Origin of the sequence: Chitinophaga silvisoli (genome assembly GCF_003412465.1) — a bacterium.
Classification (GTDB): domain Bacteria; phylum Bacteroidota; class Bacteroidia; order Chitinophagales; family Chitinophagaceae; genus Chitinophaga; species Chitinophaga silvisoli.
On record NZ_QTJV01000015.1, the window covers coordinates 110,837 to 125,561 of the forward strand.

Sequence of the window (14,725 nt, forward strand, 5' to 3'; positions counted from 1 at the left end):
GCCTGGCCCCTCACTTCGCGGCATCTTTGCATTGTAAATTAATCCAAAACACAGAAAAAATGAAAGCGATCATAATCAACGGTTTTAATGAGAGTGAAAAATTGACCTATGTTGAACTGCCTGTGCCGGTTATCAAAGCAGACGAAGTGCTGGTGCAGGTAAAAGCACTGAGTGTAAATCCTGTTGATGTTCAGACACATAGAGGTACTGGTATTGCGGGTCGACTGAAGGACCAGCTGCCTGTGATCCTGGGTTGGGATATCAGTGGGGTGATTACCGCTGTTGGAGATGATGTCAAAGAATTCAAGGTAGGAGATGAAGTATTTGGAATGGTGAACTTCCCGGGCCATGGCAAGGCTTATGCTGAATATGTAGCGGCACCGGCTGCCCACCTGGCCCTGAAACCCGCCAATGTGAGCCATGAAGCTGCCGCTGCTACTACGTTGGCCGCCCTCACTGCTTACCAGGCATTATTGCATCAAGGCAAACTGGGCAAAGGCCAGAAATTACTGATTACGGCTGCTGCTGGTGGGGTTGGTCATTTTGCTGTGCAGATTGCTAAACAATTGGGTGCATATGTAATCGGCACCTCTTCTGCTGCCAATAAAGATTATATTCTTAGCATCGGTGCTGACGAGCATATCGATTACAAATCTCAGCAGGAAGACGAGATAATCAAAGATGCCGACCTCGTGATGGACAATGTACGTAGCCAGGATTTTGCTGCTACTATCCGCACGGTAAAGAAAGGAGGGACCTATATTAAAATTCCGAATGGTATACCGGAGCCGATGCAACAACTGGCCAAAGAAAATGATGTAAACGCCTTCTTCTATCTCGTACAGTCCAATGGTGCAGATATGAAAGTACTGGCAGACTGGCTGGGCAAAGGTATCCTGAAACCTAACCTGAACCTGTACGATTTCTCCCAGATGGAACTGGCTCATCAGCAACAGCTGGAAGGCAGAACCCGCGGAAAAATTGTGGTATCAATTAAATAGCCAACTGTTCACCGTCATAGAATGGCTAAGCCGCATTTCGTATTTTGTAAAAAAGGATCATTATGACGGAACCATTCAAAGCGTTACAGGTGATAGAAGCCGACGGGAAATTTGTTATATCTGTTGTTGATAAACTTATAGACAACCTGCCTCCGGGCGATGTCACCATCAAAGTACATTATTCCTCGCTCAACTATAAAGATGCCTTATCTGCTACAGGCAACAAAGGCGTGACCAGGCAATATCCGCACACTCCCGGTATAGATGCTGCCGGCGAGGTCATATCCTCTACTGATGAGAACTGGAAACCCGGTGACCAGGTAATTGTAACCGGGTTCGACCTCGGTATGAATACAAGCGGAGGTTTCCAGGAGTACATCCGTGTACCTGCCAAATGGATAGTGCGCCTGCCACAGGGACTCTCACTCCTGGAAAGCATGATCTATGGTACAGCAGGCTTCACAGCAGCATTGTCCGTACAGGCATTACTAAAAACAGGTGTACAGCCTGCCGATGGTAAGATTGTGGTGACAGGGGCCAGTGGTGGGGTAGGGTCTATTGCCGTAGCCATCCTGAGCAAACTGGGTTACAAGGTAACAGCTGTGAGTAACAAGCAGGCCGAATTCCTGCAATCACTGGGTGCAGTAGAAGTATTGCCCCGCGCGCAAATGGATGATGCCAGCGGGAAGGTTTTGCTGAAACCGGAATTTGCAGGTGGTATCGATACCGTAGGTGGCAATGTATTGGCTACCGTAGTAAAGAGCCTTCAGTATGGCGCTGCAGTAACAGCCTGTGGTATGGTGAATGGCGGACCACTGCCATTGACAGTATTCCCGTTCATTCTGAAAGGTGTACAGTTGCTGGGTATAGACTCTGTAGCGTATCCAATTTCTAAAAGAAAAGCAGTATGGGAAGCTATGGCGACTACCTGGAAACCTGCACAGTTAACCCAACTGGCGAATGAAATTCCTTTGGAGAAATTAGAAGAAAGCATCCACCAGATCTTGGCAGGAAAGGTACAGGGGAGAACTGTTGTACGTCTTGCATAAAAGAATGAAGAGCTTCTGCCTTTAACAGCAGAAGCTCTTTTTTTTACTGAATCATCAGTTTAGTGCTCATCACTTTCTTTGTTTTAGTGCTTACTTCCACGCTGTAAATACCTGTAGGTATTGATGAGGGAAGGGTTATTGTTTCATTTGCCTTCGCTGATTTTCTCAACAGGACTCTGCCAGACATATCTGTGATAGTCACAATTACATCCGTAATTGCTTTATCTGCTACACGGATGGCAAAGCTATGCCGGGTGACAGGGTTAGGATAGATAGTTGAAGTGGTAGCTGCAACCATCGTCTGTCTGGCATTGGTCTCAGTACCTGCCGCCTCAAAATGTGACCAGCCATAAGAGCCTGTATAATGCACATAGTAATTACCATTCACCCTTGCCGGCATGCTGTTAAACCATGTATTGGTATAATCCACACCATTGATCTCCAGTTTAGCCAGGTTCCATGAATTGATATAAGAAATATTGCCTGATATCACATAACAGAACTCACCCGCACCATCTTTCGCAAATGGCAATGTTACGACAGAAGGATTATCACAGCTGCCTGTATTAACACGTTGTTTAAAGTTGGCCGTGATGGACAGGTTAGCATTTACTGTAACAGTAACAGGATTGAGCGTGTCAGAGATACTGCCGCTCCAGTTGTTGAACACATAACCACTACCTGCTGTTCCGGTCAGTGTCACTACAGTACCTTCCGTATAAGTGCCGCCTGCAGGGCTGAGGGTCACGCTACCTGTTCCTGATACTGCTGTAGTAATTGAATACTGCTTAGGTGCTACCACATTCCTCACATACACATAGCTGGTATCCTGGAACCCGCCATCAGCGGTAGTGGCGAAGATGGCTACGCTGCCAGATGTGAGGCCCGTCACCAGGCCGGTACTGCTTACAGTTGCAATCGCAGTGTTGGCAGATGACCAGGTCAGGGACTTGTTGGTCGCATTGGATGGCAGTACAGTGGCTGTAAGTTGTGCAGTGGTATTGATATTCAGTGTATCGGTAGCCGGTGTAACGGTGATGCCTGTCACAGGCACTACTACAGCTGGTGTAGGTGTGCTGCCATATACGAGTTTGTCATCTACATATAGCGGAATATTGCTGACTTCTTTCAGGGTAGCATCTACACCTTGTGAAGACCAGTCGTTTGCTGCACTCCATGCACTGGCAGGGGCTTCGTAAGGAAGACGGATACGGATCTGGGATTCTTTTTTAGACTCACCCTGACCACCCGGCCAGATCTTAAGCGCAGGGTTGTAAGTAACCTCTGTATAATAGAGATGCTGAGCCGTATCCCAGGCTTGTAATTGTGTAAAAGTTACATCTGCATTGTTGGAAGAAACGACGTAGTCAGTAGGCTTATAACCGGCGCTAAGCCCTTCTGAAATGTTAATAAATAAGCGGAATACGTGTTTGGATGCAATACGCGCAGGCCATGCGGTATGATTGTTTACCCACACGGACCATTCGGTATAGGTCGTACCGCTGCCATTGATTTTAGCTTCGATGGTGAATTCGCCTGTAGGTGTTTCCGCCACCGGGAAGTTGGCCAGCGGCGTACCACCATACTCCTGTACCAGCTTTGCTGCCAGACCGGAGAATGCTGCATTGTAGTCGGTAGCTACTTCGTTATTCACATAGTTACCACGGTCATCGGTGTAAGAATCATCGTTGTTAGGACCACCTACCAGTGCACCATACAGGGTATGTCTTGATTCGGCCGGAGGACCAGTCAGGTTATTAGTCCAGCAACCATGTGCCGTACGATGGTGTGGTTTTACGGGAGGATTATTACCAAAGCCACATACATAGCTACGGTTGTTGGGATTGCTGCCCAGTGCATAGTTCATTTGTGACTGTGCGAAAGAGTAGTACTTACTGCCTTTGGCGGTAGTAGTCGCCGCATCTTTGTAGTAAGCAGCCAGGAAACCGGTGTTGATAGCATATCTCAGCGCACCCCATACATCCAGGAAGGCAAGGCCGCCGGCAGTGTATGTAATGCGTGATCCATTGTAGCCATCTGTCCAATAGTCAAGGTGCCTTTCAATATCTTCTTTGTATTGGGCTTTGCCTGTAAGCTTGGCCAGCAGGGCATAACAGCCGGTAGATTTATCATCCCATGCAAGTCCCCATTTGTAAGATTTGATCGCTGTTTGTGATTCCGTAGAAAGGTTGGCGTAGTAAGTCTCAGCTTTAGTGAGCCATGCAGCATCGCCTGTAGCGCGGTAGAGCCAGATTGCGCCCCATACCAGTTCATCGTTGTAACCACTGTAGGAATTGTAATAACCTGCAGCATCAGTGATGGAAGCAGAATATACCCCACGGTAGGTATCAGCAAAATTATACAACTGGACGGCGTGTGTGAGCAACGTTGCGCTGTAAGTGGGATCATCAGTTTTGAATACCATGCTTGCAGCCGCCATGGCAGCAGCAGTTTCCGCAGCCAGGTCAGAGCCCGGATGTGTAGCATCGATCTTGTAAGCAGGGCGGGTCATCGCCATTACTTCTGAAGATCCCCACCAGGCGTGGTCTGTACCGCCATTGCCTACCTGGCCATACAGTTCATTAGGTGCCGTATGACAGCGAATGAAATAGTCATTTACAAAGCGAAGATTGCTCTTCAGGTACTTCATCTGTCCTGAATTATTATAGCCATCTGCAAAGTCAACCGCACCCCAGGCGAGCATGGTTGCTGAGAAAGCCATGGGGAAGTTAAACTTCACATGGTCGCCGGCATCATACCAGCCACCTGTCAGGTTCAGCCCTGCATCACTCCCATCGGAGAGTGCGGAGTTGCCACGCCAGGTGACACGATTATCCGCTGGCAGGGTACCAGAACGTTGGGCCTCATAAAAGAACATCGACTTTTGCAATACTTCTGCATAGTTGTGTTGCTGTGCATACGTGGGTTTGAGGGATACCATCGTCAGGATGGTGGCGAACAGGGGTAGGCGCAGCAGCTTGCCTCCCTTCGCAGTTACGAGGGAAAATCTGGTTTTCATCGGGTACTGTTTAAAAATCAATGAAAAGGGACCAATGGGTTTCTAAATTGGCCCTGGAGAAATTATAGGTTTTAATAGTGTGTCTTCAAATAAGGATATATGATATGGTAACGCAAGTTTAGGGAATAATTAAATATAAACAAAAAATTGCCGCGGTTGGTAGGGTATCAGTTTAAATATAAGTAAGCCGGCAACAGGCCGCGGGGGAGAAAAAACCTGCTGCCGGCATGAAATTAATTATATACTACGCTAGAACCCGTACTGTGGTTCAGCATATTATGATAAATATTTCCTGATCAGTGGATTGACTCTCGCAGGATAACCAAATACATACAATGCTGTCTGGTCATCTGGATTCACCGGCAGGAAACGGTCGGTACAATTTAAGTCCGCCAGCACTTTTGTGATCAGCTCATCGACCAGCGGTACATCGTACCAGTCGCCTGAATTATTTCCCGGCGTTACTATATACGCTTTGTCTTTACTGAGAACGGTGATCTTTTCCCCGTTTTCATCTGCCCACACATGCAGGTGACTCAGGGTGCCCAGTGACTTCGCTTTATATTCTTCGATCAGCTCAGCATACGGTACCGGAGACTGTCCGGATTCAGTATCATAGCGCAACAACATGCTATGTTCCTTAAAAAAGTTATACACAAATTTCCTTGGATGGCTGGATCTTTTCCAGAGAGCTTCCAGTTGGGCTTCGCTATAGTGAGGTGGTACCAGCAATGCTTTGCGCAGGTCTGTTACTACTGTGTGGAGTTGCATCCTCGCATGTTTGTAGGCCCGGTCTACAGCAAGCACCAGCTGTGTGTTTTCGGAGAGCTGACCGGGTGTATTTAACCATTCTGCTTTACCGCTTTCGATCAGTATTTTGGCCAGTTTGTAAGACGCATCTTCAGAGTAGTCATTGCTCATCTCCATCTGGGTGATGATGGTTCTCAGCAGACTGTCAGTCATATTACCCTTATCCATTTCTTCAATGACCTCGAGGGCAGCTTCAAAGGTGGCTGGATCTTTCAGCAGTACGTTGAGTTCATTGAAGTATTTAGGCCCATCTATGCGGATCAGTGCACTCATGGCCATTTTCGTATATGATCTGTGTTTCAGGTGTTCCCGGGCGATAGGCACAACACGTTCATCACCATATTTAAAGCAGCATTCCAGCACATGAGGGAGCGCTTTATCAGCTTTCAAAGCCAGTTCACCTACACGGTCTTTCACCAGCTGGTTGCCCTTTTCTCCAATTGCCAGCAGGCAATCGCCAAGGGCTGGCATTGTCAGTTTCGTTTCCAGGTAAGGCAGCATATATGCTCCCTTTTCACTGCGGCTCAGCCAGTAGATCAGCTGATCAGGCACCGTTGAGTTGCCTGAAGTCAGTCGCTGCTCAAATACATCCATATAACCATTGATGCCAGTGGAACCTGCCAGGGCTACAGCGTTTGCTTCTACATCGGGGTTTGCTACAGCTGCCAGGATGGCCTGTGTCATTTGACGATCAGTGATGGTGTAAGTAACATCATCGCTGTCGTTTTTAGTGAGCGCACTCATTAATGCATTGCATTGAGTAGCATCCTGTCCGTTCAGGATGTTTACAATGGTAAACATCACCGATGGATCTTTTCGGCGAAATCCTTTTGCCAGTGTACTGATAGAAATGACTTCAGTTGCCGCTTGTCCTTTCGCTTCAAGTCTTAATTTTTCCAATCGCCCGGCATCAGTGATAACATTAATGCGTGAGTCGGGTTCTTTGGCCGGAGCAGCGGGTTTGGGAGGATCATTTTTGTAGGGATAATCATCAGTTGTTGAATCTTTTGTTGCTTTTACAATAAACCTGATTGCAATACCAGTAGCAACAAGAACTAATTTTACCACCAGGTAATTCGAGGAATAGGGCATAAAATGTGGTGTTTAAACAATACTGCAAAGGTCAAACACGAATCTTATATATCCTAATATGTTTTTGCCTTTTATTATAGCATTGCCAGCAGCTCATCTATATTTCCCCTTAGTTGAAGGGAGCGATCCGCTATTTCGGCAGGAACTTCCGGATGGTCCCTGTTAAAACGAAGCAGGAAGGCGGCAGGATTATGGTAAGTAATCTGCTCCATGGGCCAGCGCACCACACCCGGGGTATTGAAGCCGGTGCCCAGATCCATAATGAGTATAGGAGTGTGTAAGTGCTCATGCACCCATGACTGGAAGCGCGCTCCCTGCTGTTCATAGGGCTTTTCAATAAACCACCTGCCTCCACGGACGTTCATGAACATTTCGCCACCACATTTAGGGCAGCGGGGAATTGCACTGGCATCGCTAATCTCGTGCGTAACAGGATCAAGATGTGCTAATAGCTTATCGAGTATTGGCCTGGTATCATATGTATCATCAGAGCAGGGACGCAAACATTGCATCAGCTTATAATTTCCCTGTGGCGTAAAGATCCTGGCCGGATCAAAGCCATTTTTTTCGAACATGGTATCCACATTGGATGTAATGACGAAGTATTCTTTGTCACCTACCAGTGAAAACAATTGCTGGTATACAGCAGCCTCCCGGTTATCGTACGCTACGTTTTGCACATGCATGGCATGGTAACCCCAGATGATGGCAGGAGATAATCCCTGGTAGCCCATTAACTGGTAATTATTGCGGAAGCCTCTTTTGTACATTATAGGGAAGAGTTGCCGGAATCTTTCGGTATTGGTATAATCAATACCCGCAGCAGCACTCATGCCGGCTCCTGCTCCTATTAAAACCACTTTGGCATCACGAATCATTTGCACTATTTCCATACAGCTAATTCTTTTTGATAAATCTGATAATCTGCATCACTGAATACATTGAATATTACTTTTTGCACCGTGCTATGGGGATTTGCGGCCAGCCAATTGAACACGGTACGCAACGCTACCTTTACAGCTAGTTCCGGGGGATAGCCAAATACACCCGTGGAAATACAGCAAAAAGCAATACTCTCAATATCTCCATTCGCTGCTGCCACTTCCAGGCAATTTGTATAACAAGCGGTCAGCTGCTCTTCCTGCAAAAGGGTGGGTTGTTGCCGGCCAACTATCGGTCCTACAGTATGCAATACGTACCTGGCCGGTAAAAAATATCCCGGGGTAATTTTAGCTACCCCGGTCTTTTCCGCATGCCCCTGTTGCCGCATCAGTTTATAACATGCTTCCCGCAAACGCGGCCCTGCTGCGGAATGGATGGCATTGTCTATGCATTTGTGGAATGGCAAAAAACAGCCGAGTAGCTGTTCATTTGCTGCATTCACAATTGCATCTACCTGCAGGGTAGTGATATCTCCTTTCCACAATATTTCATCAACGGCTACGGACGGTCTTTGTTCCTGGAGAAACAATTCATCTGTCAGCTGGAGTATAGACGTTGGTAGTGGAGGAGGAGCGCTCGTCAGGTGTGCTTTGAGCTGTTCTCGTTTGCTGAGGCCCAACGCCACCTGTGGCGGAGGGCCAAAGAAATCCAATAACTTATCTAAAACCGAATTTGCCATTTTGATTTTTCCATTTATCAGCTGCAGGTATTGCTTCAATCACATCCCAGTGTTCAGCAATCTTTCCATCTTCCACACGGAACAGATCATAGAAAGTGCTGTGTACACCAGCCATCTGGCCTTCGCTGATCACGAGTACAAAGTTACCTTCTCCCAGTACTTTGTGGATAGCGGAATAGCTGAAGCCTATCTTATTTGCTGCAAAGTAAGCCAATGCCTGTTGTAATCCTTCGAGGCCATCGCCGATATGCGGGTTGTGCTGTACATAACCATTGGCCTTGATGTAAGCCGGGATGATAGTAGCATCGCCGCCTACCAGGAATTTTTCCACGAAGTCCTGAATGAATGTTTTGTTCTCTGCAGTTTTATCCAGGTCAGTAAGGGTGGTGTCACCATCAATCATAGTATGCCCGTTAGCGGTAGGTGATACAGGTGCCTGTAAATTATCCCAGTGCTCTACGATCCTGCCTTCTTCAAAACGGAAAATGTCGAAGCCGATCTTAGGCCCGAAGAAGTCGTATTCGGTATGGGTAAATACATATTCCCCGTCCTGGAATGCACGCACTATGTTCACTTTAAATCCCTGCGCAGGTTTGTTCTGTACCAGTGCACCAAAGCCTGCGAAGCCATCGGCAATCGCGAGGTTGTGCTGGGTATAATTGTCCTGATTGATATATGCAACCGGAGCGCTGTCGCCGGTTTCAAGGCTGTTTAGGAGGTCGATGACCTTTTGTTTGTTATCTTTCATACTGCAAAGTTGCAGCTTGTAAGGGGGCGGGAAAAGGTAGAAACGGGATATTGTATGATACTTTTACTCCATCGTGAATTGTTCCCTGAATTCAACCGGAGTTTGCCCATTGTGCTTTTTGAAATACTTAATGAAGTTGGTAGGTTCGTCATAGCCCAGCGTATAGCCTATTTCCTTGATGGTATCCTGGGTATGGGCCAGCAGGCGTTTGGCTTCCAGCATCACCCGGTCGTCAATCATTTCCTTGGGTGTTTTGCCTACGGTTTTGCCGGTAGCGGTATTCAGACGTTTTTCGGTTACCAGGAGTTCGCGGGCATAGAACTGCACCTGTTTCTCCGTCTGGTAATTCTTTTCCAGCATTTCCCTGAACAGGAGTAAATAATCCAGGTCTGCATTTTTCTTTAGTTCTGTAAAGGTTTGCTGGCGGTATTCCCGCTCTGCATATAGGAGAAAATTGTGTAACAGGTTGTGCAGGATGTGAGGTTGACCGGCATCTTTAGGATGGGTTAGTTCCCATTGCATCAGGGCCATCAGGTCGCTGAAAGGCTTGTTGTCGGGGGCTACATGCACCATGGCCACCTTCATGAGGTCATTGAACAGGATATTGCCATGCAGGTATTTGAGGTCCTGGCTGAAGAAATCACCTGTAAATAAAATTGCATATCCTTCCGCGTCGGCGTGCACATCAAAGCGCTGTACCCTGTCTTTGTTTAAGAACAGTAGCGTGCCTGGCTGTACCTGGATGGGTTCGAAGTCTACCCAGTGTACAGGTGTTCCTTTCTGAAACCAGAGTATGTGGTAAAAGCCAGTACGGTGGGGCATGGTCAGCATGTCGCTATGGTTGCGGTACAGTTTCTCCAATGGAATGATTTCAAATTCCACGGGCAGGCCTGCTTTAAACTCGTATTTAGTGATTCTGGCGTGCATGTATCCTTTTGGCGATGTGATAGCAAATTACGGAATAGATGGCAGCTGCCGGCAGGGGGAATAATAACGCTGAAGATTCCGGCCAGGGATATGACCAACTGACGGACAAGGCCCCCGGATTGAAAGTATAAATGATCAAATATGCCATTGTATTGGAGATCAGACAGGCATAAACAATGATTAAAATCAAGGAAAATAAGACCGTAGCTCTTAGTTTCTTTAAAAGAGTGAGCGAAATTGCAGCCACATAAATAACAATTAACGGTAAGAAAGTTACTGAACGGTATTTGAAGAACATGTGATCCGGGGAGGCCTCCCAGGCAATGATCAGGTTAACGATCATGCATGTCGTGTTCACTAAAGCAAGAGCAGCAGCGATAGAATTGGCAGTAGCAAGATAGGGGTGAATAACCTTTCGGAGTTTTGCTATTACCAGCGTGGCTACCAGAAAGCTAATTGTGGCTATACAATGAGTCAGGAGAAGGGATTCGGGTATATTCATGAACGGCATAAAATAAAAAAGGCTGCTCGATTGAGCAACCTTTCTACTGGTACCGCGTACGGGAGTCGAACCCGTCATTCCTCCGTGAAAGGGAGGCGTCTTAGCCGATTGACCAACGCGGCTTAATCATTAAGCTATGGCGCGATTCCATAATTTAGGATTGCAAAGGTAAGCGGGATTTTCATATTTCCAAAAAAAATTTCGTTAACTTAAAATTCTATTGCTTTATCCCCGTCTAGCATGTAACTTCGCAATCAATTTTTTTCAATCTCAACAAACTCAGTGTAAAATGGGAACTAATCTTAAAATCGGTATTAATGGTTTCGGTCGTATCGGCCGTTTAGTATACCGTCAGATCTTCAATATGCCAGGTATAGACGTGGTAGCTATTAATGACCTTACAAGTCCCGCAGTTTTAGCTCACCTGCTGAAATACGATTCAGCTCAGGGTCGTTTCGATGCTGATGTGAAGCACTCCGATAACGCTATCTCCGTTAACGGACATGAGGTGAAAATTTACGCTCAAAAAGATCCTTCTCAAATTCCTTGGGGTAACCACGGTGTTGACGTTGTAATCGAATCAACCGGTTTCTTCGCTGATAAAGACAAAGCTGAAGCTCACATCAAGGCTGGTGCTAAGAGAGTTGTTATCTCTGCTCCTGCTACCGGTGACCTGAAGACTGTAGTATTCAACGTAAACCATGATATCCTGGATGGTAGCGAAACTATCATTTCATGTGCTTCATGTACTACAAACTGTCTGGCACCAATGGCTAAGGTACTGGAAGATAACTACGGCATTGAGCTGGGTGTTATGACCACTATCCACGCTTACACCAACGACCAGAACACCCTGGATGCGCCTCATGCAAAAGGTGACCTGCGTCGTGCACGTGCTGCTGCTGCTAACATCGTACCTAACAGTACTGGTGCTGCTAAAGCTATCGGCCTGGTGCTGCCTAGCCTGAAAGGTAAACTGGATGGTAACGCACAGCGTGTTCCAACCATCACAGGTTCCCTGACTGAACTGACTACCGTTCTGAAGAAGAAAACTTCTGTTGAAGAAATCAACGCTGCAATGAAGGCTGCTTCTAACGAGTCATTCGGTTATACTACAGACGAAATCGTAAGCAGCGACATCATCGGTATCACCTTCGGTTCACTGTTCGATGCTACTCAGACTAAGATCGTTTCTGTAGGCGACAAACAACTGGTTAAGACTGTATCATGGTATGACAACGAAATGAGCTATGTTTCTCAGCTGGTTCGTACCGTTAAGTACTTCGCCGGTCTGATCAGCAAATAAGCTTTATAGATCATAAGATGTAAATGGTGAATGGTAAATGGTGAAATTTTTCCGCCATTCACTGTTCACCATTTATCGTTTATTCACCAGAGAGTAAAACAGAACCAATGAGTAAATTTTCCGATTTCAACTTTAAAGGTCATAAAGCAGTAGTGCGTGTTGACTTTAACGTGCCGCTGAACGATCAATTCCAGATCACCGATGATACCCGTATGACCGCTGCTGTTCCAACCATCAAAAAGATCCTTGCTGATGGTGGTAGCGTAATCCTGATGTCTCACCTGGGTCGTCCGAAAGATGGTCCTACCGATAAATATTCCCTGAAACACCTGGTTAACCACCTGATCAAATTGCTGGATGGTGTGACCGTTAAGTTCGCTGCCGATTGCATCGGTGAAGTAGCTGAAAAAGCTGCTGCTGGTCTGCAACCAGGCGAAGTACTGCTGCTGGAAAACCTGCGCTTCTACAAAGAAGAAGAAAAAGGTGATAAAGGCTTCGCAGAAAAACTGTCTAAACTGGGCGACGTTTATGTAAACGATGCATTCGGTACTGCTCACCGTGCACACGCTTCTACAGCTGTGATGGCTGAATTCTATCCTGCTGACAAACGTATGTTTGGTCTGCTGATGGAAGCTGAAGTAGGCAATGCGGAAAAAGTACTGCACGGCGCTGCAAAACCTTTCACCGCTATCCTGGGTGGTGCTAAGGTGAGCGACAAGATCCTGATCATCGAAAACCTGATGGAAAAAGCTAATAACATCATCATCGGTGGTGGTATGGCTTACACCTTCCTGAAGGCGCAGGGTAAAGAAATCGGTAGCTCCCTGTGTGAAAACGAGAAACTGGACCTGGCACTTGAACTGCTCGCTAAAGCAAAAGCAAAAGGCGTTCAGCTGATCCTGCCTGTTGACTCAGTAGCTGCTGATAAATTTGCTGCTGATGCAAATACGCAGACCGTTAGCAATGACAACATCCCTGCTGGCTGGATGGGGCTGGACATCGGACCTAAATCTGTAGCACTCTTCAGCGAAACTATCCAACAGTCCAAAACCATCCTGTGGAATGGTCCTATGGGCGTGTTCGAAATGAAGGCTTTCCAGAATGGTACTAAATCTGTAGCTGATGCCATCGTACTGGCTACAGCACAGGGTGCATTCTCCCTGGTAGGTGGTGGTGACTCCGTTGCTGCTGTTAACCAGTTTGGCCTGGCTGAAAAAGTAAGCTATGTATCTACAGGTGGTGGTGCTATGCTGGAGTTCTTCGAAGGAAAGACCCTGCCAGGTATCGCTGCTGTAAAAGCATAATCCTGCTTATAAATATTTAACCGAACGCTTCTGCCCCAGGCAGAAGCGTTCGGTTTTTTTACTATCTTGATGGAATGAGTAAACTAACGCGCCACCTCTACTTCCAGGTTATCATTGCCATCATCATCGGTATTCTAGTCGGTCATTACTATCCCAAAATAGCCCCTACCGGAGAATTGATCAGTACTATCTTCATCAACCTGATCAAAATGCTGATAGCCCCCATCATCTTCCTGACCATCGTACTCGGTATCGCCAGGATGGGAGATATGAAGAAAGTAGGCAAGGTAGGCGGCAAAGCGCTACTCTACTTCGAAATCGTAACCACGCTCGCTATCACTATTGGCCTTGTCGTAGCTAATTACCTGAAGCCCGGCAAGGGCATGGACTTCTCCAGCGTCTCGGGTGCTGACCTTGAAAAAGCAGCCAAAATTCAGCACGATGCTGCCGGCTTTAGCTGGACCGAGTTCCTGCTCCATATTGTTCCTTCCAATGCCGTAGAGGCCTTTGCCAAAGGTGAGATTATCCAGGTACTGGTGTTCGCTATCCTCTTTGGGTATGGGATAACCAAACTCAATGGTAAAGGAGATGGCTTGCTCAATACCTTTGAGCGGATCTCAGAAGTCTTTTTCAATGTCCTGAAGTTTATCATGAAACTGGCTCCTATCGGTGCCTTCGGTGGCATGGCATTTACCATTGGTAAGTTTGGCCTCAAGGCCCTGCACCCCATGATTTCCCTCATGCTTTGTGTATACCTCACCATGTTCCTTTTTATCTTTATCATACTGGGAACGATCGCTTACCTATACAAATTCAGTCTCTGGAAATACCTCAAATTTATTAGCAACGAATTGCTCATCGTACTCGGTACCTCCAGCTCAGAATCCGCCCTGCCGGGTATTATGGAGAAACTGGAGAAGATGGGCTGCCACAAAGAAGTGGTCGGCCTCGTCATCCCTGCCGGTTATTCTTTCAACCTGGATGGTACAAGTATTTATCTCAGCATGTCTATGATATTTTTGGCGCAGGCAGCAAAAGTAGACCTCACTATCTGGCAGGAACTGACCATCATAGGTATATTGATGATTACTTCCAAAGGTGCTGCAGGTGTGACGGGTAGCGGTTTTATAGTACTGGCTTCCACGCTGGCGGTGATCAAAGTAATCCCTGCGGGTGGTCTCGCACTTCTGATAGGCGTAGACCGCTTCATGAGCGAAGCCCGCGCTATCACAAACCTGATCGGTAATGGCGTAGCCACTATTGTAATGGCAAAAAGTGAAAAAGCTTTTGATGAGGAAAAGTATAAGCTCGCTATAGGTGTTCAGTAATATTAGTTATTTTTAGTT

General features: G+C 46.7%; 12 protein-coding genes and 1 tRNA gene. 5 read left to right on the plus strand and 8 right to left on the minus strand.

Annotated features, from left to right (window positions below; genetic code table 11):
• The first annotated feature begins 59 nt into the window (after positions 1–59).
• Positions 60–1,001, plus strand: coding sequence for an NADP-dependent oxidoreductase (locus DXN04_RS29760; RefSeq protein WP_116857065.1), 942 nt, complete (start codon positions 60–62; stop codon positions 999–1,001).
• Positions 1,002–1,063: 62 nt separating this feature from the next.
• Positions 1,064–2,050, plus strand: a complete 987-nt coding sequence (locus DXN04_RS29765) for a YhdH/YhfP family quinone oxidoreductase (RefSeq protein WP_116857066.1) — start codon at positions 1,064–1,066, stop codon at positions 2,048–2,050.
• 43 nt (positions 2,051–2,093) lie between these two features.
• Here the strand turns inward: DXN04_RS29765 and DXN04_RS29770 are convergent, their stop codons facing one another.
• The 8 genes from DXN04_RS29770 to DXN04_RS29805 all read right to left on the minus strand — a co-directional run bounded on the left by DXN04_RS29770 (position 2,094) and on the right by DXN04_RS29805 (position 10,891).
• Positions 2,094–5,069 (minus strand): glycoside hydrolase family 9 protein, encoded by a 2,976-nt coding sequence (locus DXN04_RS29770; RefSeq protein ID WP_116857067.1) that lies wholly within the window; start codon positions 5,067–5,069, stop codon positions 2,094–2,096.
• Between the two features lie 276 nt (positions 5,070–5,345).
• Positions 5,346–6,971, minus strand: coding sequence for a hypothetical protein (locus DXN04_RS29775; protein ID WP_116857068.1), 1,626 nt, complete (start codon positions 6,969–6,971; stop codon positions 5,346–5,348).
• A 74-nt stretch (positions 6,972–7,045) separates the two neighbouring features.
• Positions 7,046–7,864, minus strand: coding sequence for an SIR2 family NAD-dependent protein deacylase (locus DXN04_RS29780; RefSeq protein WP_116857069.1), 819 nt, complete (start codon positions 7,862–7,864; stop codon positions 7,046–7,048).
• Positions 7,855–8,592, minus strand: coding sequence for a protein-ADP-ribose hydrolase (locus DXN04_RS29785; protein ID WP_116857105.1), 738 nt, complete (start codon positions 8,590–8,592; stop codon positions 7,855–7,857). The genes DXN04_RS29780 and DXN04_RS29785 overlap by 10 nt, the downstream gene beginning before the upstream one ends.
• Complete coding sequence (locus DXN04_RS29790; RefSeq protein WP_116857070.1) at positions 8,570–9,340, minus strand: nuclear transport factor 2 family protein; 771 nt, start codon at positions 9,338–9,340, stop codon at positions 8,570–8,572. The genes DXN04_RS29785 and DXN04_RS29790 overlap by 23 nt, the downstream gene beginning before the upstream one ends.
• A gap of 63 nt (positions 9,341–9,403) precedes the next feature.
• Positions 9,404–10,267: a helix-turn-helix domain-containing protein gene (locus DXN04_RS29795; RefSeq protein WP_116857071.1), complete on the minus strand. Its 864-nt coding sequence runs from the start codon at positions 10,265–10,267 to the stop codon at positions 9,404–9,406.
• Complete coding sequence (locus DXN04_RS29800) at positions 10,248–10,769, minus strand: hypothetical protein (RefSeq protein WP_147320099.1); 522 nt, start codon at positions 10,767–10,769, stop codon at positions 10,248–10,250. The genes DXN04_RS29795 and DXN04_RS29800 overlap by 20 nt, the downstream gene beginning before the upstream one ends.
• Before the next feature lie 47 nt (positions 10,770–10,816).
• A tRNA-Glu gene (locus DXN04_RS29805) sits at positions 10,817–10,891 on the minus strand.
• Between the two features lie 167 nt (positions 10,892–11,058).
• On the opposite strand from DXN04_RS29805, the gene gap reads away from it, so the two are divergent.
• From gap to dctA, 3 genes are all read left to right on the plus strand, one after another.
• Positions 11,059–12,075, plus strand: a complete 1,017-nt coding sequence (gene gap, locus DXN04_RS29810) for a type I glyceraldehyde-3-phosphate dehydrogenase (RefSeq protein WP_116857073.1) — start codon at positions 11,059–11,061, stop codon at positions 12,073–12,075.
• A gap of 107 nt (positions 12,076–12,182) precedes the next feature.
• Entirely contained in the window at positions 12,183–13,379 is a 1,197-nt protein-coding gene (locus tag DXN04_RS29815) for a phosphoglycerate kinase (RefSeq protein ID WP_116857074.1), read from the plus strand.
• Between the two features lie 74 nt (positions 13,380–13,453).
• Positions 13,454–14,707: a C4-dicarboxylate transporter DctA gene (gene dctA / locus DXN04_RS29820; protein WP_116857075.1), complete on the plus strand. Its 1,254-nt coding sequence runs from the start codon at positions 13,454–13,456 to the stop codon at positions 14,705–14,707.
• Positions 14,708–14,725 lie beyond the last annotated feature (18 nt).

Coding starts and splice junctions, on each gene's coding strand:
- DXN04_RS29790 (WP_116857070.1), bottom strand. CDS start 9,340: ATGAAAGATAACAAACAAAAGGTCATCGACCTCCTAAACAGCCTTGAA.
- DXN04_RS29765 (WP_116857066.1), top strand. CDS start 1,064: ATGACGGAACCATTCAAAGCGTTACAGGTGATAGAAGCCGACGGGAAA.
- DXN04_RS29815 (WP_116857074.1), top strand. CDS start 12,183: ATGAGTAAATTTTCCGATTTCAACTTTAAAGGTCATAAAGCAGTAGTG.
- gap (WP_116857073.1), top strand. CDS start 11,059: ATGGGAACTAATCTTAAAATCGGTATTAATGGTTTCGGTCGTATCGGC.
- DXN04_RS29800 (WP_147320099.1), bottom strand. CDS start 10,769: ATGAATATACCCGAATCCCTTCTCCTGACTCATTGTATAGCCACAATT.
- DXN04_RS29775 (WP_116857068.1), bottom strand. CDS start 6,971: ATGCCCTATTCCTCGAATTACCTGGTGGTAAAATTAGTTCTTGTTGCT.
- DXN04_RS29770 (WP_116857067.1), bottom strand. CDS start 5,069: ATGAAAACCAGATTTTCCCTCGTAACTGCGAAGGGAGGCAAGCTGCTG.
- DXN04_RS29780 (WP_116857069.1), bottom strand. CDS start 7,864: ATGGAAATAGTGCAAATGATTCGTGATGCCAAAGTGGTTTTAATAGGA.
- DXN04_RS29785 (WP_116857105.1), bottom strand. CDS start 8,592: ATGGCAAATTCGGTTTTAGATAAGTTATTGGATTTCTTTGGCCCTCCG.
- dctA (WP_116857075.1), top strand. CDS start 13,454: ATGAGTAAACTAACGCGCCACCTCTACTTCCAGGTTATCATTGCCATC.
- DXN04_RS29760 (WP_116857065.1), top strand. CDS start 60: ATGAAAGCGATCATAATCAACGGTTTTAATGAGAGTGAAAAATTGACC.
- DXN04_RS29795 (WP_116857071.1), bottom strand. CDS start 10,267: ATGCACGCCAGAATCACTAAATACGAGTTTAAAGCAGGCCTGCCCGTG.